The 22,549-nt window shown below is 31.0% G+C and carries 19 protein-coding genes; 7 read left to right on the plus strand and 12 right to left on the minus strand.

The genetic code is table 11. From position 1 onward, the window contains the following. Nucleotides 1-163: 163 nt before the first annotated feature. Nucleotides 164-1,018 carry a CvfB family protein gene (locus BC961_RS13535; RefSeq protein ID WP_121926395.1) on the minus strand — a complete coding sequence of 285 codons (855 nt, stop codon included), beginning with the start codon at nucleotides 1,016-1,018 and terminating at the stop codon, nucleotides 164-166. Between the two features lie 213 nt (nucleotides 1,019-1,231). On the opposite strand from BC961_RS13535, the gene BC961_RS13540 reads away from it, so the two are divergent. Together BC961_RS13540 and BC961_RS13545 are read left to right on the plus strand one after the other, a co-directional pair. Next, nucleotides 1,232-1,570 carry a cupin domain-containing protein gene (locus BC961_RS13540; protein ID WP_121926396.1) on the plus strand — a complete coding sequence of 113 codons (339 nt, stop codon included), beginning with the start codon at nucleotides 1,232-1,234 and terminating at the stop codon, nucleotides 1,568-1,570. Between the two features lie 155 nt (nucleotides 1,571-1,725). Next, nucleotides 1,726-3,078 (plus strand): M28 family metallopeptidase, encoded by a 1,353-nt coding sequence (locus BC961_RS13545; protein WP_121926397.1) that lies wholly within the window; start codon nucleotides 1,726-1,728, stop codon nucleotides 3,076-3,078. A gap of 100 nt (nucleotides 3,079-3,178) precedes the next feature. Here the strand turns inward: BC961_RS13545 and BC961_RS13550 are convergent, their stop codons facing one another. The 5 genes from BC961_RS13550 to menD form a co-directional block, all read right to left on the minus strand. After that, entirely contained in the window at nucleotides 3,179-3,520 is a 342-nt protein-coding gene (locus tag BC961_RS13550) for a DUF2853 family protein (RefSeq protein ID WP_121926398.1), read from the minus strand. Nucleotides 3,521-3,623: 103 nt separating this feature from the next. Then, nucleotides 3,624-3,863: a hypothetical protein gene (locus BC961_RS13555; protein WP_147440546.1), complete on the minus strand. Its 240-nt coding sequence runs from the start codon at nucleotides 3,861-3,863 to the stop codon at nucleotides 3,624-3,626. A 192-nt stretch (nucleotides 3,864-4,055) separates the two neighbouring features. After that, a complete protein-coding gene (locus BC961_RS13560) occupies nucleotides 4,056-7,046 on the minus strand; it encodes a sensor histidine kinase (RefSeq protein WP_121926400.1) in 2,991 nt (996 codons plus the stop codon). After that, nucleotides 7,030-7,782, minus strand: coding sequence for a LytR/AlgR family response regulator transcription factor (locus tag BC961_RS13565; protein ID WP_121926401.1), 753 nt, complete (start codon nucleotides 7,780-7,782; stop codon nucleotides 7,030-7,032). The genes BC961_RS13560 and BC961_RS13565 overlap by 17 nt, the downstream gene beginning before the upstream one ends. Before the next feature lie 164 nt (nucleotides 7,783-7,946). Then, complete coding sequence (gene menD / locus BC961_RS13570) at nucleotides 7,947-9,608, minus strand: 2-succinyl-5-enolpyruvyl-6-hydroxy-3-cyclohexene-1-carboxylic-acid synthase (RefSeq protein WP_121926402.1); 1,662 nt, start codon at nucleotides 9,606-9,608, stop codon at nucleotides 7,947-7,949. A gap of 112 nt (nucleotides 9,609-9,720) precedes the next feature. Here menD and BC961_RS13575 point away from each other — a divergent pair, with 112 nt between their 5' ends. The 3 genes from BC961_RS13575 (at nucleotide 9,721) to BC961_RS13585 (ending at nucleotide 12,456) form a co-directional block, all read left to right on the plus strand. Then, complete coding sequence (locus BC961_RS13575) at nucleotides 9,721-10,896, plus strand: thioredoxin family protein (RefSeq protein WP_170151323.1); 1,176 nt, start codon at nucleotides 9,721-9,723, stop codon at nucleotides 10,894-10,896. Nucleotides 10,897-10,901: 5 nt separating this feature from the next. After that, nucleotides 10,902-11,399 carry a GNAT family N-acetyltransferase gene (locus BC961_RS13580; RefSeq protein WP_121926404.1) on the plus strand — a complete coding sequence of 166 codons (498 nt, stop codon included), beginning with the start codon at nucleotides 10,902-10,904 and terminating at the stop codon, nucleotides 11,397-11,399. 106 nt (nucleotides 11,400-11,505) lie between these two features. Further along, nucleotides 11,506-12,456 carry a tRNA dihydrouridine synthase gene (locus BC961_RS13585; RefSeq protein ID WP_121926405.1) on the plus strand — a complete coding sequence of 317 codons (951 nt, stop codon included), beginning with the start codon at nucleotides 11,506-11,508 and terminating at the stop codon, nucleotides 12,454-12,456. Between the two features lie 77 nt (nucleotides 12,457-12,533). Here BC961_RS13585 and BC961_RS13590 read toward each other — a convergent pair whose 3' ends face one another. From BC961_RS13590 to BC961_RS13610, 5 genes are all read right to left on the minus strand, one after another. Then, nucleotides 12,534-13,124 carry a glutathione peroxidase gene (locus tag BC961_RS13590; RefSeq protein WP_121926406.1) on the minus strand — a complete coding sequence of 197 codons (591 nt, stop codon included), beginning with the start codon at nucleotides 13,122-13,124 and terminating at the stop codon, nucleotides 12,534-12,536. A 140-nt stretch (nucleotides 13,125-13,264) separates the two neighbouring features. Further along, nucleotides 13,265-15,478 (minus strand): TonB-dependent receptor, encoded by a 2,214-nt coding sequence (locus tag BC961_RS13595; protein WP_121926407.1) that lies wholly within the window; start codon nucleotides 15,476-15,478, stop codon nucleotides 13,265-13,267. Nucleotides 15,479-15,485: 7 nt separating this feature from the next. Continuing rightward, nucleotides 15,486-16,781 (minus strand): tetratricopeptide repeat protein, encoded by a 1,296-nt coding sequence (locus tag BC961_RS13600; RefSeq protein WP_121926408.1) that lies wholly within the window; start codon nucleotides 16,779-16,781, stop codon nucleotides 15,486-15,488. A 97-nt stretch (nucleotides 16,782-16,878) separates the two neighbouring features. Beyond that, complete coding sequence (locus BC961_RS13605) at nucleotides 16,879-17,433, minus strand: DUF4331 family protein (RefSeq protein WP_121926409.1); 555 nt, start codon at nucleotides 17,431-17,433, stop codon at nucleotides 16,879-16,881. Between the two features lie 72 nt (nucleotides 17,434-17,505). Beyond that, nucleotides 17,506-18,156, minus strand: a complete 651-nt coding sequence (locus BC961_RS13610; RefSeq protein ID WP_121926410.1) for a DUF4331 family protein — start codon at nucleotides 18,154-18,156, stop codon at nucleotides 17,506-17,508. 230 nt (nucleotides 18,157-18,386) lie between these two features. Here BC961_RS13610 and BC961_RS13615 point away from each other — a divergent pair, with 230 nt between their 5' ends. Both BC961_RS13615 and BC961_RS13620 read left to right on the plus strand, forming a co-directional pair. Then, a complete protein-coding gene (locus tag BC961_RS13615; protein WP_121926411.1) occupies nucleotides 18,387-18,917 on the plus strand; it encodes an RNA polymerase sigma factor in 531 nt (176 codons plus the stop codon). Beyond that, a complete protein-coding gene (locus BC961_RS13620) occupies nucleotides 18,917-19,705 on the plus strand; it encodes an anti-sigma factor (protein ID WP_121926412.1) in 789 nt (262 codons plus the stop codon). Before BC961_RS13615 ends, BC961_RS13620 begins: the two co-directional genes overlap by 1 nt. 136 nt (nucleotides 19,706-19,841) lie before the next feature. Here BC961_RS13620 and BC961_RS13625 read toward each other — a convergent pair whose 3' ends face one another. Next, nucleotides 19,842-22,544 carry a hypothetical protein gene (locus BC961_RS13625; RefSeq protein ID WP_147440547.1) on the minus strand — a complete coding sequence of 901 codons (2,703 nt, stop codon included), beginning with the start codon at nucleotides 22,542-22,544 and terminating at the stop codon, nucleotides 19,842-19,844. Nucleotides 22,545-22,549 lie beyond the last annotated feature (5 nt).

Genomic DNA, 22,549 nt, shown 5'->3' on the forward strand with positions numbered 1-22,549 from the left:
GCTTAAGTTAATCTAGTAAAGGTAATATAAGTATATAGTATCGTTTTAAAGGCGCATAAATTTACTTTAAACTTCAAATTATTTTATTGCTGATCTAATTACAATTTTAAAAACAGCACTAAAAAGAGAAAGACTAATCGTTTTTGATTAGTCTTTCTTTTTATTATTCTTTTACAAGATAAATTCCATCTTCTTTTATTTCAATTAGTTTCTCTTTATAAAGAGAACCTATCGCTTTCTTAAAAGTTTTTTTACTCATTTTTAAAACGGTTTTAATATCTTCAGGATGCGAATTATCAGTGAGTCTTAAAAATCCTCTACTTGCTCTCAATTCATCCAGAATTTTTTCAGCATTCGGTTCAATGCTTTCATATCCCTGAACTTGCAACGCTACATCTATTTTATTGTCTGGACGAATGGTTTTTATAAAACCTCTCATACGATCACCAGTTCGAATGGCATCATCATAAACTTCGTCTTTATAAAGTAAGCCTTTGTGCTTTTCGTTTATGATTACATTAATTCCTATCTCTGTTATATGAGAAACGATCAAATCTACTTCCTCCCCTTTTTCGACAGTAAGTTCTTCATTTTTAAGAAATTGGTTTGTCTTACTTGAAGCAACTAAACGATTGGTTTTTTCGTCCATGTATAGATAAACTAAGTATCGTTTTCCTTTTTCCATCGGACGAGCTTGCTCTTTATAAGGAACTAAAATATCTTTTTCCATTCCCCAATCCATAAAAGCACCTATCTGATTTACGTAGTTCACACGCAATAATGCAAATTCATTTAACAAAATATAGGGTTCTAGAGTTGTAGCAACAGGACGCTCTTCGTGATCCAAATAAACAAAGACAATAAGCTCCTCACCTATTTCAAAATCATTTGGCACATATTTATTGGGTAAAAGTATATCATGTAATCCTTCTGGATCCGTATCCGGTGTCCCTAAGAACAAACCGACTTTAGTATCTCTTAATATTATAAGCGTATTGTATTTTCCTATTTCAATCATTATCTTAGAATTCTTAGTCTTTATCAACTATATAAGGCGTAAAGGTACAAAGATTTAATTATAAATTAATTTTGATTACCACTTATAAAACTCTAATTTTATAAATAATACGGTCTTCGACGATAACTATTATTACGAATTTTCCACTTAATAGTTCGAAATCGCTGTAGCAAATAAAAATTTTTAATTAATTCAAATACAATAGTCAAAATAATGAAAACAGCCTCATTAACAAAAGATCTTCAGTACAATGAAGAAAAAGTAGCAGTAAAAGTACTAATGGAAACAGAAATATCTAAGGAAATTAGAATCCTTTTTAGAAAAGGACAAGTGATGAAAGAGCACAAAGCTGGATTTCCAATAACGGTCGCAATTCATCAGGGAAATATTAATTTTGGAGTGAATGGTGAAAAAATGATCTTACAAGCTGGAGATTTAATTTCGCTAGATGCAAATGTACCACATGATTTGCATGCTGAAGAAGATAGTATCGTGAGATTAACGTTATCCAAGTTAGATACAATCGATAGAGTTAAAAAAGTAATTGAATAAGTATTAAATTTTACATTGTAACGTTATACAATTATTTTTTCGAGAATTATTTTGAATCTGAATTAAATTTTAAGATTCAACAAATCCTAAAACTTACTTCTAACACTTTATTTTTTATTGATTTTACTAACTTTGAGAAAACTAAAAAACCACTAATGAAATCAAAATCTATTTTCTACTTATTAATCTTTACACTACTCTCTCAAACTAATTTTGCACAAGCAACAGTAGATGATCCTGAAATAAAAAAAATGGTATCCGAAGTAAAGTCGGAAAACCTCGAAGCTACAGTTCGCAAACTAGTTTCTTTTGGAACAAGACATACTTTAAGCGATACTAAAAGTAATACTCGCGGAATTGGAGCAGCTCAACGTTGGGTAAAATCTGAATTTGACAAATATGCTTTATCTTCTAATGGTAGACTAACTTCAAAAATTGATTTCTTCACTATTAAAGCCGATGGAAAACGTATTGCGGTCGATAGTGAATTAGGAAATGTAATTGCTACCTTAAAAGGAAGCGATCCAAATGATGATCGCGTAATGATTATAAGCGGTCATTTAGATTCTCGTGCTTCTAATGTAATGGACGCAAAAATCGATGCTCCAGGGGCAAATGATGATGCATCAGGAGTCGCGGCGATGATGGAACTCACAAGAATTATGAGTAAAAGAGAATTTCCATTTACACTAATTTTCGTTGCCGTAGTTGGTGAAGAACAAGGATTGTATGGCGCAAAACATTTAGCAGATGTTGCAAAAGAATCAAAATGGAATGTAGTTGCCATGATTAATAATGATATGATTGGTAATAGTTTATCCAGCGGTACATTATTTAGAGACAACATGCAAGTGCGTGTATTTAGTGAAGCGACTCCTTACCTAGAAACAGAAGCAGAATCTAAAATGCGTAAATCGACGAATCGTGACAATGATAGCCCATCGAGACAGCTAGCGAGATACATTAAAACTGTAACTAACCAATATATTGATCAATTAGATATTAAGTTAGTTTATCGAAATGATAGATTTTTACGAGGTGGAGATCACACTCCTTTTAGCCAAAATGGATTTACAGCAATTCGCTTTTGCGAAATGAATGAAAATTTTGATCACCAACATCAAGATGTTAGAAAAGAAAACAATGTACAATTTGGCGATCTTCCAGAGTTTATGGATTTTGAATACCTTAAAAAAGTAACTACTTCGAATCTAGCAACTTTTAGTAATTTAGCTTGGTCACCAAAAGCACCTACAAACGTAGGAATAGAAGTTAAAGATTTGACTAATTTTTCAACTTTAGTTTGGAAAGCACCTGAAGGAAAAGAAGTTTACGGATATAACATACTTATAAGAGAGACTTCCGCACCTCATTGGGAAAAGACAATTTTTGTTAAAGATTTAAAAGCAGAAATTCCTTATTCTAAAGACAATTTCTTTTTCGCTGTACAAGCTGTAGATGCATTAGGGCACTCAAGCTTACCTGTTTTTCCAGTACCAGTTAGATAAATAATTAACTGATACCAGCTTACAAGTGGCAATTTAATATCAAATCAAAAAAAAGCGTTCAACTAATTAAGTTGAACGCTTTTTACATTTAAAAAATTTATTATTTGTAGATACTTTCTTTTTTGAAATGTACGGTTAATAGATAGTAAACTACCGCTCTATACTTACTTTTATTAGACCGACCATATTTATCCATAACGGCATCAATTCCAGCATCTAAATCTGCACCGTCAGTCAGTCCTAATTTTTTAACTAAAAAATTATTTTTCACCGTTTCTAATTCTGCCTTTTGACTTCCAGCAACGGTAGCAGCATCTGCGTTATAAATAGATGGTCCACAACCAATGGTTACTTTTGTCAATAAATCCATGTCTGGATTAACACCACATTTGTCTTTCAAATCTGCAGCATACTTAACAATTAATTCTTCTCTTGCGCTCATAATAATAGTTTAATAAAGGGTTAGTGTTTAACTCAAATTTAATCAATTATTTCTAATAAGAAGACTATTTTAATTGTTTATAAAGGGAAAAATAGGATGATTTTTAACTCTCTAATTCTATAATTTTATTCAACCCTGTAAACCAAATTATCTGAGTCCAAAGAAAACGATACGTTAGAAAAATAACAGAAATACATACTATCCAGTACAAAACTTCACTTTCATAACTAAATGCTGAAAACAAAAAATCCAACAACCAAAAAGCGCCAAAAGAAACTGGTAAAACAACAGCAAATATTCTAAAAATAAATGCAATAATTTGTAGGCTTTTTTGAATAATCATGATTGGCGATTTAGAAAGTTTCATAGAAAACTCGTTACGATAGATTCATATTTAATTAATTAAATATGATATCGAAGAATTTAGAGCTAAAATAAATCAAACATTTTGAATAAATATAAGTGTTTTATGAACGCCTATTTTAAGTTGACAAACACCCCATTCTATCTAATAAAAAAACCCCTACACCAAAAACTAAACTTTTATTTTAATAGTTACACAAGTTCCCTTAGTATCTTTGTACTCAATTTCAATAGGATTTTTTATCTCTGGCTGTAGAAGAATCAACCTCTCCTTTGTCAATTCAACGCCTTTAGATTTATGAAGTTTCACTTTATCAAAAGACGAATTGCCTTTACCATTATCGATAATTTTGCACTCTATAATACTTTTAGACAACATCGAAAATGAAATAACAAGTTTAGGCTTTACTGAATCATCGTTAAACGCATGGACAAACACATTTTCGACAAATGGTTGTAAAGTCATTGTTGGGATTTTGCACGACTCTAAATCTATTGCTGAATCGATTTCAAATTCTATAGCAATATTATTTCCAAAACGTATATTTTCAATCTCGCTGTACGCTTTCAAATATGTGATTTCATCTGAAATACTAATTTTATTTTGCAATGAATTCTCAAATGTTTGTCGCATTAAAGTAGAAAGCTTACTAACAAAATCAAGTGAGCTGTCAACTTCATTACTAATAATAAAATGCTGAATTGTATTTATTGAATTAAACATAAAATGAGGATTCATTTGGTTCAATAAAACATCAGCTTGCGTTTCAGCAATTCGCTTTTCTACTCGTGCCTTCTCTTTTTCTTTACGTTTATATAATAAGAAAACATAAAATATTACTGCAGTTAAAACTAAAATAGATATTGTTAAAAACCACCATGTTAACCAAAACGGTGGCAACACTACTATGTTCAACAACTTGAAAATACTGTGCTTTCCCGCATTTGAATCAAAAACTTCGATTTGGACATTATAACTGCCTGGGGGTAGATACGATAAATAAATGTTTGGTTCCTTGCTATATGGACTCCATCGATTTGTGTTTTCTAATCGATATTTGAATTGTAATTTTTCAGGAAACGGATGTCCTTTTGGAATAAAATTAATTGAAAAGGAATTGTAATTATAGGCTGTTTTTAATTCGTCGCTAGAGTACTGAAACCAATTATATTTGCCTTTACTAATTTTCACTCCATTAATTGCAATTTCGCTTATGGCGATGGAATTTACTGTAGTTTGTTCTCTTAAAACTTTTTTTAGGTCTACGACAAAATAACCTTTATTTGTACCCAACCATAACTTATCGCTAAAAATCTTTGAGGTTGTTACGGCAGCATCAGCTAGTCCCTGCTCCTTATCTATTAGTCTTACTACACCGTTTTGGTATACGTTCATCCCTTTTTCGGTTCCTAAAAGTATACAGTCTTTGTACGCTTCTAAGTACAAAATGGTATTACCAATTATTTGATTTTTGAAAATAGTTTTAACGACTTTGAAAGATGGATTATCTTCAACGATAAAAATGCTACCAAATTCGGCACCAAGAATAAGTCGGCCTTTATCATCAACTGTAATGTGCTTAAACTTTTCTTCTTTCCAAATTCCGTCCGCTAAGTAAGATTTAAATTTACCTTTTTCAAAAGTGTACAAACCATTAAAAACAGATAATAAATATGTTTTGCTATTACTATTTAAAATTTTAACAATAAACTGAGGCGTATTTTTATCTAAATTATAATAATTTTTAGCTTGTAGTTTGGAAACATCATCATAAACTCGAACACCTGCGTACGGAATGGTTTCAATAAGTTGACCGTCACTTCCAAAACCGAATTTCAAAGTATGCTTCGGTAAATAGGAAATAAAATTTCCACTACCATCCATTTCGAAAACGCCAATATTACTTCCAATCCAAAGCCTGTCTTCTTTACGTACTATTTCGTAGAACGCAATTTCAGTAGCCGGAATATTAAAATTTAGTTTATAATCTAAAGAATTTACGCCTCTATTTCTATAGATAAATTTCTGCTTTTCTAAAAATGATAGTTGGGCAGTTTTAAAATCTGATAATGTAAGTCGTCTTGAAATTATCTGGTTATTATTTAAAACAGTTAGTCCAGCATTATCTAAAATTATAGTTTGATTCCCAAATTTTTCAAAATCTATAATTGACTTATCTTGAAAAGAATAATAGTCAATCATTTTATCTAAACGTATTTCGTAAATACCTTTGTCGTTAGAACCAACGTATAATATATCTTTAGTTTTATCGTAAACAACATTAAGAATGATTTTAGAATCAATTCCATAATATTTGGAAACGTTAATCATTTTTTCATTTTCAATACGGTACAATCCTCCATCTGGATTGTAAATTCCCCAGGCTGCAGCATATATATTTTTACGCTTATCACCTGCAAATTGCCAAACTATAGAATTACCAAATTTTGTGGAAGTAAAATTTCGCTTATTTAATTCTCGAATATCATATTTATCAATAAAGCCTTCATTACCACTGTATAATGTAGAGTCAAAAATGCCTAAAGAATAAGAGTTTTTATTTGCATTAACAGAAATTATTTTAAAAGTACCATTATCTTCTTTAATTTTAAATAAGCCATGAAAAAGTGACGTAAAAAAAACTTCATCCCTGTATTCGAAAAAAGAAATACAGATAAAATCCTCATTATGCTTTGGTATTTCCGGCGTTATAACTTTATTTGAATTGATGTCAATTATTGAAACGCCTTGCTCTGTTCCAACGTATACATTATTTTTAAAGGGAAATACTTTGCGAGTTTTGTTGTGCTTGAGTCCATTTTTAGTAGTAAATACTTTAAAACTAGTTCCATTATATTTAGTTACTCCGCCTCCGTAACTGGCAAACCACATATTCCCTTTTGTATCTTGAGAAATATCCCAGCAACTATTATGGCCTAAACCTGACGATGTATCAATATTGTAAAAAGAACCATTTTCCATTCTTGAAACTCCATTCTCAGTTCCAATCCAAAGAACGTTCTTTGAATCGAAAAATAAAGTTCTAACAGCATTGTTTGGTAAACCATCTGCTGTGGTATAATTTTTAGATGGAAAATATTGAGCAAAGGTGAAGTTTACAAATAGAAATAAAGCAACTAAAATTCTAATTCGTAATTGCATCTATTAATTTCTTTTTGGTAAAAAAAGTATCAGAGACTGGTATAATTGATCCATTAATCATCTCCAGATTATACTCCTCTGATTTAAATCCTTTAATGTAATTTCGATTAACTAAATAACTTTTATGTATTCTAATAAACTGTGGTTCAATTAGTAGCTCGGAAATATCTTTTAAACTTTTTGTTATTAAATATTCCTTTTCAATAGTAATAATATTGGTATACGAACCATCTGATTTACAGTAGACAATGCTATTAGCTTGTATCACTTCAAATCCATTTTTCACGGGGAAAACAATTCTTTGCTTATCGCTAAACTGATTATTAATATTTTCAGTTAGTAATTTGAATCTATCGATGCTTATTTTTAATTCTTTTTTTGACTCGTAACGCGTTATGGCAACTTCAAAATCTTCCTTGTTAATAGGTTTAACAAGATAATCTAATGCGCTATTTCTAATTGCTTTAATAGCAAATTCTTTGTGCGCTGTAGTAAATATAATTTCAAAATTTATTTTGTCGAAATACTTTATAAGCTCAAATCCATCTTCGTCAGGCATGGTTACATCTAAGAAAATTAAATCAGGCTGATTTTTTTTTATGGATCGAACACCGCTCTCAACAGAATTACACTCGTCAATTACCTCAATTCGATCACCAAAATAACGCTCGCAAAATTTTCGTAAAAAACTACGCGCGTGCATTTCATCATCAATTATAATTACTCTTATTTTCATGGTGAAAATTGTTTTAGTATGCTAAAACACTAAAATAGTATATTATTCTCTTCAGCAACAAAATTTCTTATGAAAAGGCATTAAAACGATATGAAAGCACAAATATGACTTATGAAAGTATTAATTATTAAAAAAATTACTTAACGTTAAAAACTATCAATAATCTAAACTAACTCTTTGAAATATTGCAATAAGATTTTATCATTTTCTAATGTAGGAGTAAAAACTTCTAAGATGGAAGGTTTATCATTTTGATTATAGAAAGCAATCAAACTTGCACTTAAGCTTTTCTCGTCGCTAGCAATACTATATTCAAAACCATACATTTTAGCTAAATGCTCAGCAGTGAAACAATGAGAAGTTTCAAAGAAAGTATTAAAAACTGCAGATTCTTCGTGACCCGGTAAAATCCTAAAAATTCCTCCACCACCATTGTTCACTAAAATAATCTTAAAGTTTTTTGGAATATATTGATTCCACAATGCATTGCTATCATATAGAAAGCTAATATCTCCTGTAATAAAAACCGTTTGCTTATTATTGGCAACAGCCGCACCAATAGCAGTTGAAGTACTTCCGTCAATTCCGCTTGTGCCCCGATTACAATACACTTCAATCGATGGATCGATATCAATTAATTGTGCATATCGAATGGCTGAGCTATTACTAATTTGTAATTGACAGTCCTTTGGTAAATTTTTTATCACTTTCTCAAATACTACAAAATCTGAAAATGGAAGTTTTCTTAAATAAATTTCATGCTTTTCTTCACGTAAAATTTTAACTGCATTAGTTTTCTTAAAATAGTCGCTTTTAAAAACTTTAACTAAAGGCATAAAAGCTTCAAAAAAACTATTTGGATTAACTTCAAAATGCTTTGTTAGTGATCCAAAAGTATCGTAAGCTCGCAAGGTATCTATATGCCAATGATGTTTCGGTTTATATTTTCGAAGAAACGCTTTGATGCGCTTTGAAACGATCATACCTCCAAAAGTCACAAGAATATCTGGACAAAAGTCTTCATATTCCTTAGTAGTGAAAGGTGTAATTATAGTATCGATATTATTTATAAAAGTAGGATGATGAAGGTTTGATGTTGTTTCTGTCATTACCACAACCGATTCGTCTTCTCCTAAAGCAGCTCTAGTAGTGTCATTTATTGCGTAAGGTTCATTGACACCTACTAAAATCATTTTTCGAGTGGATGAATTCCAAATCTCTGCATATTCAGATAGATCTTTAATAATTGGAACTGGAATAAATGTTGCAAATCCATTTACTAAAACTTCAACAGAAAGTTCAGATGTCGTTTCGTATAACGGTTCTTCAAAAGGTGCATTGATGTGTACAGGACCTTTTTCGTTTAATGATGTATCGATAGCCCGGTTGATTTTAGCATCGTTCTCTTTCGAAACATCCTCATCTAGATTAGCGTTATACAATGAATGATTTTCAAAAACATTTTCTTGACGAATGGTTTGACCGTCACCAATATCAATCTTACTTTGAGGACGATCTGCAGAAATAACAATAAGAGGAATTTGACTGTAAAATGCTTCTGCAAAAGCAGGATAATAATTTAATAATGCAGATCCAGAAGTACAAACTAATGCGACCGCTTGCTTCGTTTGCTGTGCGATACCTAAACCAAAAAATGCTGCTGAACGCTCATCAGCTATACTATAGCACTGAAATGCAGGGTTGTTCACGAAACCTATTGTTAAAGGTGCGTTTCTAGAACCGGGTGAAATTATAATTGTAGTGATTCCTTTCGCTAAACATATTTCGATAATACTCTGCGCCAAAGGAATTTTTGGATAAATCATGAATTCAAATTTTAAAGAGGTAAAGATACAAAGTTGGCACGCTTATTCCTTATTCTAGATTAGTTTTCTTATTTTTGAGAATCATTTCAAATAACCGTTAATATTGATGAATATGCGTTTTTTCTATACGTTTCTAATATGTTTTATTTTCCAATTTAGTTATTCGAAAATCAACAACGCACCAGTTGATATAAGTTATGAGCAAGCGATACTTCTAGCCAAAAAAGAAAACAAGCCTATTTTAATTATGCTTTATGCTAATTGGTGTCCGCATTGTAATACAATGAAATCAACTGTTTTAAAGGAACCGAAAATTGTAGATTTCTTGTCAAAAAACTATATCTATATTTGGAAAGATGTCGAGACTGAAGAAGGGTTGAAAATAAAAGACAAATATAAAACTCAAGGCTTGCCCACTTTCTTATTTTTAGATGCTAACGAAACTGTTTTATATAGCATAAAAGGTAAAATGACATCAGATGTATTTATGAAAGAGGTAAATAATGCCTTAAATCCTAATTTACAATTACCCTATTTAAAATCGCAATTTTTAAAAGACCCAAGTAATGCGACTGCTTGTTTAAATTATATTCAAACATTAAGAAAAGGTGTTGAAAGAACGGAATTGGCTGAACCAACTCACTTGTATTTAGCAACACAAACAGACAAACAATTACTAAGCGAAACTAATTGGCGTATTATTGCCAACGGAGTTTCTGATATAACTTCGAGGGAATTCCAATATGTATTAAAAAATAGAATGGAATTTGAAAAACTTATTTCAGTAAAGCGCGTAGATGCAAAGATTACAAATATTGTTTCAGAATTGTTACAACCGTACACTTTAAGTTTAGACACTACAGCCTATTTCAAAAACAGGTTAATTGCAAAAACAATATTTTTAGAAAATATACAATCCTTAATTTTTTCTTATGATCTACTAATTGCAGAACGAAGCTCCGATTGGGATTTTTACAAAAAAATAACTTTAGAAGGAACAAAAAAGTACTTTTGGGATTCAGATAATAAACTGAAAGAAATAGGGCAAATTTATTACAAAGAAATAAGTGAACCTTCAGCTTTGCAAAGTGCAATTTTATGGGTGAAAAGAGCCCTCGAAATCAATAATGCTGCAGATGGAAATTTATTAATAGCGCGTTTGTACTCGAAAATAAATGATAAGAAGTCAGCACAATTCTACGCTAAAAATGCCCAAACTATTACTAAGGAGATGGGTTGGGACAGCAGCGAATCTGATACGTTTTTAAAGGAATTAAATACTAAATAAAAAATATGTCTGTTAAAATTAGACCATACACCCTAAATGATACTCAAGCGATTTTAGAAATTATTAACTACAACATTTTAAACTCTACCGCAATATACGACTACACCATTAGAACGTTCGAGCAGCAAAAATTAATTTTAGAGGATAAAATTGCGAAAGACTTCCCTGTTATTGTAGCAGAGATTGATGGAAATGTAGCGGGCTTTGGAATGTATAGTGAATTTCGTTTTCGAGAAGCTTATAAATTTACAGTGGAGCATTCTGTTTATGTAAAGCAAGAAAATCACGGTCAAGGCATTGGGAAAGTCTTACTTAAAGAACTAATCATTCTTGCCAAAGAGCAAAAACTTCATACGATGATTGCTGTTATAGATGAAGAAAACCAAAGCAGTATTGAATTTCATGAAAAATTCGGATTTAAAACTGTTGGCATAATTAAAGAATCAGGATATAAATTTGATCGCTGGTTGCATTCCGTTTTTATGCAATTAATCTTAGAATAGATAAGTTAAGAATTGAAGTGAAATGAAAATTTAAATTTATTACACTATAAAAATTTTCATTTTATCACTTGATACTTTACCGTATATTTGCATAACTAAAAATTTCATGGACTACACCTTACTTTCATCGCCTTTACAGGGATTTACCGACTTTCGTTTCAGAAATGCACAGAATAAACTTTTTGGAGGAATCGATACTTTTTATTCGCCATACATTCGATTGAATGGCAAAATGGTTATCAAACCTTCTTACCATCGTGATCTTCTTCCTGAGAATAATCTTGATTTAGAAGTAATACCGCAAGTTATTACAAATGATGCTGATGAGTTTTTATTTGTTGCTAAATATGTCCGTGAATTAGGCTATAAAGAATTAAACTGGAATTTAGGTTGTCCGTATCCTATGGTGACCAAATCTGGAATGGGTTCTGGTATGATCAGTAATCCTGAAAAAATTAATCATGTATTAGAAAGAGCTCACACAGAATCTGATATTATCGTATCTATGAAGATGCGTTTGGGATATGAGAACAGCGAAGAGATTTTAGAGGCATTACCTGTGCTAGATAAATACCCAATTAAAAATATTGCTATACATGCACGCATTGGTAAACAGCTCTATAAAGGCGGCGTAAACCTTGATGCTTTTCAGCATTGTATTGATAATACAAAACACAAGTTATATTATAATGGCGATATTACTTCCGTAGCTAAGTTTCATGAGATGCAGCAGCGTTTTCCAACTATTGATCACTGGATGATAGGAAGAGGTTTAATTTCTGATCCATTTTTACCAAGCATGATTAAAAATAACACTACTGAATATCCTGAAAATAAAATTGAATTATTCAATGCATTTCACGACACTCTTTATGCTATTTACAGCGAATCTTTATCTGGTTCTACTCATATTCTATTAAAAATGTATCATTTATGGGAGTATTTTTCTGCGACATTCTCAAACCCGCACAAGGTTTTAAAGAAAATTAAAAAAGCACAAAGCATCCGAAACTACGAAGCAGCCGTTACTGAAATTTTTAGAAACGAAAAGTTTTAAGTTACAAATTACATATAAACAAAAAAGCGATTTTCAGTTTTTCCTGAAAATCGCTTTTTTATTTTGAGCAAAAGTACTTATGCTTTAATCCAATCCATTACTTCTGGTGATGTAACTAAAGTTTTTGGAGAAATAACTTTTTCTAACTCTCCATTTTCATTGATTAAATATTTTTGAAAGTTCCACTCTACAGTAGAATCTTGTAAACCGTTTTTGGATTTTTGAGTCAAAAACTGATAAATAGCAGCCATATCATCACCTTTCACAGAAATTTTATCCATCATAGGAAAAGAAACTCCGTAGTTTTGTTCGCAAAAAGCAGCAATCTCTTCATTACTTCCTGGCTCTTGTGATGCAAAGTTATTTGCAGGAAAACCTACAATAACAAAACCTTTATCTTTATATTCTTTATAAGTAGCTTCAAGATCTTTGTACTGTGGAGTCAAACCACATTTTGAAGCAGTATTTACGATCATTACTTTTTTACCTTTTAAAGAAGCAAAATCAAAAGTATCTCCCGATAAATCTTCCACTTTAAATTGATAAATATTCTCTTTTGCCACGGTTGCTGTTGCACTCATATTTGTTTTTGTTTTTTTTGACTGAGCCTGATTTTGGCAGCTAAACATAAATAAAGCGCAGGTTGCAATTAATACTAGATTTTTCATATTCAAATTTTTTATAAAATTAAACAATTATTTGTCTCAACAAAACTTATTTTAGTTAAACAGTCGTTAAAAAAAGGAGCCTAATATTTTGCAATATCAGACTCCCAAACAAATAAACAACAAATCTTAAAAAAACAAACTTAAAAAGTATAAGTTATTTTTCCTTTCATGAAGAATGGCGTTCCTGGAGTAAAGTGAATTTCCTCCACGCTATTCGGTTCGTTTTGTAATCTTGATTCAGTAGCAAACTGAGTTTCATTCCACTCTGTATTAAATATATTTTCTACAGCGACACCAAAATTGATATTTTTGTATTGGTAATTAACGTTTAAATCAGAAATAAAATATCCTTTTGCAACAATTGAATTATCCTCATTAGCAGGACGATTCTTTAAATACCTGTATCTAATTCCACCTGAAAATCCATTTATTTTCTGAAAACTTAACCCTCCCGTTGTTGTGAAATCAGGAGATAACGGAATATAATTTTCTCCTTTTGGCTCATCAATGCTTCTTGCATACGTATAATTAGCATCAGCATCAAAATACAACCAATCATTTAATTGATAGCGAAGTCCTAACTCTGCTCCCATACGTTTTGATTTTCCGCTTGGTTCAACAATACCAGCATCACCTACATAAACAAACTCTTGTTCTAAATATAAATACCATAATGCAGAGTTAACGATTAATCGTGGGAACGGTTTCCAAATTGTTCCAATATCTGTTCCAATGGCAGTAGGCAAAATCTCTTTCCCATTATTTGCAACAACTACTCTAGCATCGTTTGAATGAAATCCAATTCCAGACTTTACAAAAAACTGTAAATTATTATTCTCTGAATAAATGAAATTTAATTTTGGAGAAAATTTAACTTTCGATTCTGATTCGTTAGTGTAATTAACGTTTAACTTATCTTGGTAATTGAATTTAAAATAATCTAATCGAATGGCTGGATTAATCATTAGTTTTCCAAAATTGAATTCTGAATTAACGTATGAAAACATATTCGACTCGTCAATATCTCCTAATTTAATATTTTCAAGAACAGTTTTTCTATTTAAAGTATGTGAAAGCTCTGAATCTGTTGTGGCGTCTGATCGGAAACCTACACCATATTGTAATAAAACATTTACGTCATTCCATTTGGTTTTTCTATTCAATTCTGCATTCAAACCGTAGATATCTCGGTACTCTTTCTGTTTGATTTGATCACCATTAATAGGATCTTCTAAGAAAAATGTAAAATTAGAATACAATTCAAATTGGTAATTAGAGTAAAAAGCATTTGCTTTAAAAAATGTATTTTCATCAATAGGCTTGCTCCAACTCACATTAAAATTTGTTCTAGAAGTTTTACCACCTTCTGTATCATCAACTGATCCAAATCTTGAAATTGTTCCGTTGTCAATAAGACGTTGCGGAATTTGACCTGATGCATCCCATTTACTGTTGAAGCGAGATCCCATTACAGAAAGTTTGCTGTTATCACTTAAAATAGTTGAATACTTACCTAATAAATTGATTCTATTAAAATTTTGTGGCGAGTCAAACGGACCGTCTGTCAAGATATATTCAGTCGCTATATAAGCACTCTGATTTTTCTGATTTCCTAAAAGATTAAATAAACCAACTGTACGAAAAGTATTGAAATGACCAACTTCTACACCAATACTACTTTTTTCAATTTTATCTTTAGTTTGAAAAGCAACGTAACCCGCTGTTGCAAAATCACCTTTGTTCGCGTAATACGTTCCTTTACCAAAATCTATTTTCTCTACCGTTTCTGGAATTACAAAATGTAGATCAGCATATCCTTGACCATGTGCGTGAGAAACCATATTAACTGGCATTCCATCTACAGAAATTGCAATATCTGTCCCGTGATCAATATCAAAACCTCTCAAAAATATTTGTTCTGCTTTTCCTCCTCCAGCATGTTGACCAATGAACAAACCTGGTACTTTTCTTAAAATTTCTTGTGACGAATTTACAGGTGTAGTTTGCAAATCAATTTTAGAAATAACATTCATTGCTGAAAGCTTAGGTTGAATAACAATTTCATTTAGTCTAAAAATATCATCTTCCATAACAATGATATTATCTGAAGCCATCATTGTGAAATTTGATTTTTTATATCCTAAAGCGGTAACTTTAATAATATTCCCTTCAACGGTTTTATCTAAACTAAATGCTCCAAATTCGTTTGTATGTGCATGACTCTCTGAATTAGTGTTCACTAAATATGCATTTTCGACTGGATTTCCATCACTGTCTAATACTTTACCCTTTTGAATTTGGCTGTAAGCCGAAAAACCTAAAAGCGTTATAATTGTTAAAATAAGATACTTCATAATACTACTATAATTGATTTACTTTGTTTTCAAAATTAGGTCCCAGTTCATACAAACTGCCACTTAATTCTTGTTTAATTGGTGCTATTTTTGCGGCTAAATTATTTGATTTGTAAATCATTGCCAAATGATATTGAACCTTTGGTTCAAATGATTTCCCAACTACATGACGCTGAACAATCTCTAGCGCTTTTTTAGGTTCACCTACATTTAGATAAGACCAAGCAAGTAAATCATAAGAGTCAGCAGTAGGGCGGTGATCGACTTCAATCTTAGCAATATCAAGCGCTTTTTGAGCAGTATTTTTGTCATCTGCGTAAATCAGTGTATTATACTTATTATACATTGCACCATAATTGTTTTGTTCCATCATAGAAAAATAAGCATTACGGTTTTTCAATTCCTCTTGTTTATTTCCTTCAAATTGAGCAATTTGAGATTTCAATAGATAGAAATCGGGAGTATTATGATTTGCTGCAATCGCATCAATAATTCGGTTTGCTTCCTTAGTATTTCTTTCTTTCGAAAATACAATCCAAGCAATTCCCTTTAATGCATAAGTATAATTAGGATCTAGTTCTAAAGTTTTTAAGTAAGAATTATAAGAATCTTCAATTCTACCAGCGTGACCGTAAAAATCACCTAAATTAGAATAAGACCATATTTTTAAAGACTTATTATCATATTTTTCAGCGATGTCCTTCGCTTTTTCCATAAATGTGATTGCAGTCTCTAAATCTCCCTTATGATCATTCCATTTCGCTAGGCGAATTAAATAATCAAAATCCTGATGATCTTTAATCGAATTTAAATTTTTAACTGCTTCAGGATAATTACCTAGTTCCATTTGAACATCAAACAAAAGTTTTTCAGTTTCTTTTCTCCCCTCACCTATTGCAAGTGCTTTGTTAGCAAGAACTAAAGCTTCTTTAAAACGGTGCTGAGAAATATAATTTCTAGCTAAAGAACGGATAGTAGAAACTCTCGAATAGTTATATTCTTCATTTGCTTGTAGGAGTAACTCTTCTGATTTATATAAATTTTTTATATTCCCAGTATATTCGAATAAAACACCATAATTTGAAGCGAGTTGGCCTAGATAGCTAGGTTGGTTAGGAGCAGCATCATGTTTTTTTTGCCAAAAATCAATTTCATTATTTGCAAATGTGACTGATTTATTATCTTTTATATTTAGGTATTTACTATAATCTTCTATAGTGGTAATCTGTTCTGATTTTTTCTCGCAACCGAATATAAATAGGGTTGTGAAAACCAAAAATGGAATTATTTTTAAAGTTTTCATACTCTAATTGTTTTGTTTGTTTGTTTGTTTGTTTGTTTTTGTTTTAAAAAAAAACAGAGCGTAAATTAAAAAAACGCTCTGTTCCTCTCTATGAATATTACCAAGCAGTTACTAGGTAAGGGAAAGCTGCTGCAAAAGGTTTGTCGTTTGCGTTTACATTATCTTTAGTAAGACCTGGATTTGAAGTTCCTGCTGATCCACCGAAAATTAGCAATAATTCTACGTCAATTACATCGTCCGCTAAAGCTCTACCTGTTAAAACATTAGTTCCGTCAAAGAATGTAGTTTTCTTTGTTTTGTCTACGTTTAAAACGTCAGTCGCTAAAAGACCTGATAATTGCGAAGCATTCTGACCTAATGCATTAGTTGTGAAAGCCGGGTTTAAAGCCATCAATCTCGTTTGAAAGATTGGTTGATATTTAGCTCCCATTGCTGAAGGAATCGCAGCATTAAAATCATCTTTAGGTTGGCCTGCGGCTACAAATACTGTATTAATAGCTGGTCTAGCTGTTTGATCTTGTTGAACAAAAGTTCCTGAAAAATCAGGGTTTGTCATCGAGCTTCCGTTAGAATCGCTATCGTCGCAATTCACAGATACAACTGCAGCTACTAGCGCGATTGTAATAATTTTGAATTTATTTGTTTTACTCATGATATTTGAATTTAATTTGTTTCGAAATCTCTAAAAGCAGATTTCCTGTTTTTACTTTTTTAATAAAATACTTTATTGTTTTTTCTTAGTTTCAGACCAAACATTAATAGTGCTTGAAGATCCTAACATTGTTTTTGGAACTTCAACAACAACTGCCATTACGTTAGTTCCTGCAAAAGTATCAACTCCTGGATTGTTGAAACCTGTAGCTGTTCCTCCAAGAATTTTTTGGAATTGACCTAAGTCGAAGAAAAATGGATCATCTCTAGGACCAGCAAAAAATTTCATACCATTTTGTTCTGCAGTGATTGCAGTACTACCATAAGATGAAATCGCTACACTTCCTGCAGCTGCATTTGTTTTAATTGTACTTTTTGTTCCAGGCGTTCCTGGAGCAACAGGTCCAAAGAAGTACATTTTGTCATTTTTTCTAATCGCTTGGATTACTAAATCTTCAACATTGTCACCATTGTTGTCAATGTTAATCTCAATCATCATGTTTTCGTCAAATTTTGCAGCTCCTGTTGCGTTAGGACTTAGCAATCCTTGCGTAGTTACAGCAAATACCATATTACTAGTATTTTGACCTTGAAATGCAAACATATCAGCAATGTCTGCAGAATTACCTGTTACTGCTGGAGCATCTATGTGATCCGCTGCAACTAAAACTAAGCCTGAAATCGCCACCAGCGATAGACCTAAAATCATTTTTGTTTTGTTCATTTTGTTAATTTTTAAAAGATTATAAAGTCATTTACGCAGAAGTAGTCGATATGGTTTTAAAAAACTTAAAAAAAAACTAAATTATTTTTTAAATAACTACAAATCAATTACTTAAATACTTAAATAAAATACAAAAAATTTTAAACTATAATTATTTTAGTAGTGATTGTTACATAATTCAGTATTGTTATTAAGAATGTATTAAGTTTGCATTAGTAAAATTAAAGTATATGAGTCAAGATGAACTATTAGTATTAATTTACAAAAAAGACGAGAGAGCGTTTACACATTTATATGATATGTATTCTAAGAGTCTATTTTCTGTTATTAATGTTCTTGTAAAGAATAGAGAGGAAGCAGAAGATGTTCTTCAGGAAGTATTTGTAAAGATTTGGAAAAATATAGATTCTTATCACGAAAGCAAAGGACGTTTCTATACATGGATCTTAAACATAGCTAGAAATACATCCATAGATAAGTTGCGTTCAAAAAACTTTAACAACAGTCAAAAAAACCTTTCCTCAGATAATTTCGTAAATCACTTTGAAGACAGTTCAAAACTAGTCGACAAAGTGGATACAATAGGATTACAGGAATTTGTAAAAAGACTGAAACCAAAATGTATTCAAATAATAGATTTACTGTTTTTTAAAGGCTACACTCAACAAGAAGCTTCGGACGAGTTAGAAATTCCTTTAGGAACAGTAAAAACGCAAAATAGAAATTGTATTAACGATCTACGAAATTATTTGAAAGTATAATGGAAACAAAAGAATATATTGAATCAGGTGTCTTGGAACTCTATGTTTACGGTTTACTAAGTGAAACTGAAAGCGAAGAAGTTGCTATTATGTCAAAAAATAACCCAGAAATTAACACAGAGATTATAGCGATTGAAAAGGCAATTATTGCTTTATCAGCTAGCTTCTCACCGTTTCATTCTGTGGCCAATTATGAAAAAATTAAAGAAAAATTAGAGCTGAAGCATAGCCCAAAAGTTATTGAATTAGAACCAACAAGAAACTGGTCTCAATACATTGGTTGGGCAGCTGCAATTGTTCTAATGGTTGGTATTGGTTTGCAATACAATCAGATGCAATTGACATCTAATCAAGTAGCGAGTGCAACTAGTGATAAAGCTAAATTAGAAAAAGATCTAAAAATGCTTGAACTTAAAAATGCAGCAAGCGAAAATAGTTTAGCGGTTGTTAGAGATACTAAGAATACTATTGTCGCTCTGGGAGGACAAGCAGTTGCTCCAGAATCAACTGCAAAAGTATATTGGAATCAAGATACAAAAGTAGTGTACATTGATGCCGCTGGTTTACCAGAACCTCCAGAAGGAATGGTTTACCAAATTTGGGCTCTGAAATTAAGTCCTTTAACTCCAACAAGTATTGGGTTACTAGAGAACTTTAATTCAAATGACCAAAAATTATTTGCAGTTAATAATGCTGATCAAGCGGAAGCATTCGGAATTACGTTAGAACCTGCTGGTGGAAGCTTAACTCCCACAATGGAAAAATTATATACTTTAGGAAAGGTATAAAGAAAATATAGTTTAATAAAAAAGGTTCAACCATCAAGTTGAACCTTTTTTTTATATTGTAAAATAAAATTAGCATAGTTTGTTAGATACTTTATAAAATAAGACCACATAGTATATCTTCAATTCAATTGTTTATTTATAATTGAGTTTTCACTTTTACTTCTTTTCCATTAGCATCAACAGCATTTATGGTTCCTATGCTCCCATTTTTATTAACATAATTAGTATCAGTTTCAGAAATAACGCCATATTTTGATACTACTTTTACACCAATTACTGTTAGTAAAGCAGAAATAGAACCGCTTTCATAATTAGCATCTGCATCTTGATTTCCAGTAATATTTGCCGTTCCAATCCCCGTAAAAGTGATTGTATTACCATTTATTGTAGCCACGTTTGTATTGTCACTAGTATAAGTAAACGCACCAGTGCTATTACTGTGGGGATTAGTTATCGTAAATGATTGGTCGAAATAATAGTTATTAATAGCGGCAAAATTTGATAAATCAGGATTTAGAGCCACCATTTTTGTAGCTATAATTTTTTTGCTTTGATCGTCAGAAAAATATATATTTCCTAATGTATCATTATATAATCCTTGTCCTAAAAAATCAGTATAAGAAACTATAATTCCGTCTGAACTCAAAATGTTTATTGATCGCTGAGCTGTATTATAGTTATAGGTTGAAAAAAACAACCTGTTCATCGTACCTATTGCTATACTTTGGATATATCCGTTATTTAATATAAATAAATCAGTACCAATTCCCGTAGTGGAAATCTTTTTTAATTGATAAGAATTAGAACTATTATTATTACAAACAATATACATATTTCCTATACTATCGAATTTGATATTTTGAATATAACTATTATTTTCACTGTAGAAATCCGAAATGTTTCCATCACTTGTCATTTTTTTTATTGTACTAAAAGTATTGTCATTGTACACAAAATATACATTTCCCAATCCATCAATAGTCAAATATTGGTAATATCCAGTTGAATTATTTTCTAAAGTTATTAAGGTTCCATCCGAATTAATTTTTTTTAAGGATGTAGTATTTGTAATATTATCATACAAAGACAAATAGACAACACCCAATTTGTCTACTATAAAATCTTGAATATATGCATTACTAAAATTGTAAATATTGATTACCTCCTCCTCCTGATTAATTTTCTTTATTTCAGAAGAATTACTAGTATAGTTGTAACATGAAATAAAGATATTATTTAAGCCATCTGTAGTTAATTTTTCTAAATTTAATACTGTTGATGAAAACACCTCCGACAAGACTTTTTGAGGGGTCAACTTTTTTATAAAAGTATTCCAATTGCTATCATAACCTAATAAATACAAATTGCGATTTGTTGTAGAAGTAAAATTATTAAGATAATTAATAGAGTAAGAATTATAATCAAAATAAGTTACAAAAGGATAACTAGTATCCTCACAACCATTATTTGGATAAACTCTTACGCCCGCTTGCGTATTAGGACAAATATCTAGAAAATTAGAAACACCATCGGAATCATCATCCAAAAAGTTTAATATTACCGTATTATTTCTTTGACTGTTCCCTGCAATATTGAAACTGCTATCAAAAATAGAATTAGATACAGGAGAAACAGTAAGCACTTCTTCACCAGAAATCTCTCCTATCAATTCAATTCCTAATGTATAAGTATTTCCGCTTGCATTAATACTAGAAGGTGTTTGAGAGGCTAAAATTGCATTACCGCCAACTATTGAAAGCTCAAAATCCGTAGTTTCTAAATTTCCAATTTCAGAATTTGTATTAAAAACAGCTCGATTCATGGTAATACTCACCGTATTTTGAGATACAGAATGTACAATTGAATTGAAGAAATTATCTAAACTATTATTAGTAATTACAGCTGGAGTTCCTGAATACGCAGTTCCGTTATTGATGAAAATATTATTTTTTATTGTGGTTAAACTTTGTTCATTAACGCTTCCTGTATTTATGATTGTACCCGAGTTATCTTTAAATGTATTGCCTTCAAATAAGTGCTGATTTGTACCTAGTGTTGCCAAAAAAGTACCATTAACTATATCTGAATAAAAAGAAAATAAAGACCATGCAGAATTATTAATAAAGGTGGAATTTAAAACTTGGTATCTATTTAGACCTCGAAAATTTCCTATTTGACCCGTATTATCGTAAAAATTGCAATTATCTATCTTTACGTAACGTTCTGTATTAAATATAGTTCCAGAATTTGCAGTAAATGCGCATCCTAAAACAGTTATTCTATTGGAATAATCCGTTTCAATATCTGATGTAGTATTAGGTGTGCTTCCATAATCACTTCCAAATAAAACACTAGAGTTAGAGATAAATGTGCTATTAGAAATAGTTATTGTAGATGAATCATTCGTATAAAAAGCATAAGTATTGACATTATCTATTATGTTTATATTGCTCGCCATTACAGCAGAATTATTATTCTGGGCTCTAAAAATCGAACCCATTCCAGCTGCATTTTTTGTAAAAGTAATGTTAGAAATTGTCAATAATGCACCATTAGTAACCTGAAACATTTTATAAGAATTATTACCAGATAAGATCAAATTACTAGTTCCATTTCCTGTTATTGTCATATCTCGAGAAATAGTGGGTAAATTACTGGTTAAGGTCAAAGTTCCTATAAGATTTGAATCAAAATCAATCGTATTGGCTGTAGTATTTTCAATAGCATATCTCAAACTTCCAATAGCACCATCATCATTTAAATTAGTAATGGTATAATTCCCTTGAGCATAACTCATTAGCGAGAAAAATAAACCTATTATTAAATAATATTTTTTCATTTTTT

It is taken from the genome of Flavobacterium weaverense (genome assembly GCF_003688495.1).
GTDB lineage: Bacteria > Bacteroidota > Bacteroidia > Flavobacteriales > Flavobacteriaceae > Flavobacterium > Flavobacterium weaverense.

Coding starts and splice junctions, on each gene's coding strand:
- BC961_RS13545 (WP_121926397.1), top strand. CDS start 1,726: ATGAAATCAAAATCTATTTTCTACTTATTAATCTTTACACTACTCTCT.
- BC961_RS13615 (WP_121926411.1), top strand. CDS start 18,387: ATGAGTCAAGATGAACTATTAGTATTAATTTACAAAAAAGACGAGAGA.
- BC961_RS13590 (WP_121926406.1), bottom strand. CDS start 13,124: ATGAAAAATCTAGTATTAATTGCAACCTGCGCTTTATTTATGTTTAGC.
- BC961_RS13610 (WP_121926410.1), bottom strand. CDS start 18,156: ATGAACAAAACAAAAATGATTTTAGGTCTATCGCTGGTGGCGATTTCA.
- BC961_RS13540 (WP_121926396.1), top strand. CDS start 1,232: ATGAAAACAGCCTCATTAACAAAAGATCTTCAGTACAATGAAGAAAAA.
- BC961_RS13605 (WP_121926409.1), bottom strand. CDS start 17,433: ATGAGTAAAACAAATAAATTCAAAATTATTACAATCGCGCTAGTAGCT.
- BC961_RS13595 (WP_121926407.1), bottom strand. CDS start 15,478: ATGAAGTATCTTATTTTAACAATTATAACGCTTTTAGGTTTTTCGGCT.
- BC961_RS13585 (WP_121926405.1), top strand. CDS start 11,506: ATGGACTACACCTTACTTTCATCGCCTTTACAGGGATTTACCGACTTT.
- BC961_RS13625 (WP_147440547.1), bottom strand. CDS start 22,544: ATGAAAAAATATTATTTAATAATAGGTTTATTTTTCTCGCTAATGAGT.
- BC961_RS13535 (WP_121926395.1), bottom strand. CDS start 1,018: ATGATTGAAATAGGAAAATACAATACGCTTATAATATTAAGAGATACT.
- BC961_RS13555 (WP_147440546.1), bottom strand. CDS start 3,863: ATGATTATTCAAAAAAGCCTACAAATTATTGCATTTATTTTTAGAATA.
- BC961_RS13565 (WP_121926401.1), bottom strand. CDS start 7,782: ATGAAAATAAGAGTAATTATAATTGATGATGAAATGCACGCGCGTAGT.
- BC961_RS13550 (WP_121926398.1), bottom strand. CDS start 3,520: ATGAGCGCAAGAGAAGAATTAATTGTTAAGTATGCTGCAGATTTGAAA.
- BC961_RS13580 (WP_121926404.1), top strand. CDS start 10,902: ATGTCTGTTAAAATTAGACCATACACCCTAAATGATACTCAAGCGATT.
- BC961_RS13560 (WP_121926400.1), bottom strand. CDS start 7,046: ATGCAATTACGAATTAGAATTTTAGTTGCTTTATTTCTATTTGTAAAC.
- BC961_RS13620 (WP_121926412.1), top strand. CDS start 18,917: ATGGAAACAAAAGAATATATTGAATCAGGTGTCTTGGAACTCTATGTT.
- BC961_RS13600 (WP_121926408.1), bottom strand. CDS start 16,781: ATGAAAACTTTAAAAATAATTCCATTTTTGGTTTTCACAACCCTATTT.
- BC961_RS13575 (WP_170151323.1), top strand. CDS start 9,721: ATGCGTTTTTTCTATACGTTTCTAATATGTTTTATTTTCCAATTTAGT.
- menD (WP_121926402.1), bottom strand. CDS start 9,608: ATGATTTATCCAAAAATTCCTTTGGCGCAGAGTATTATCGAAATATGT.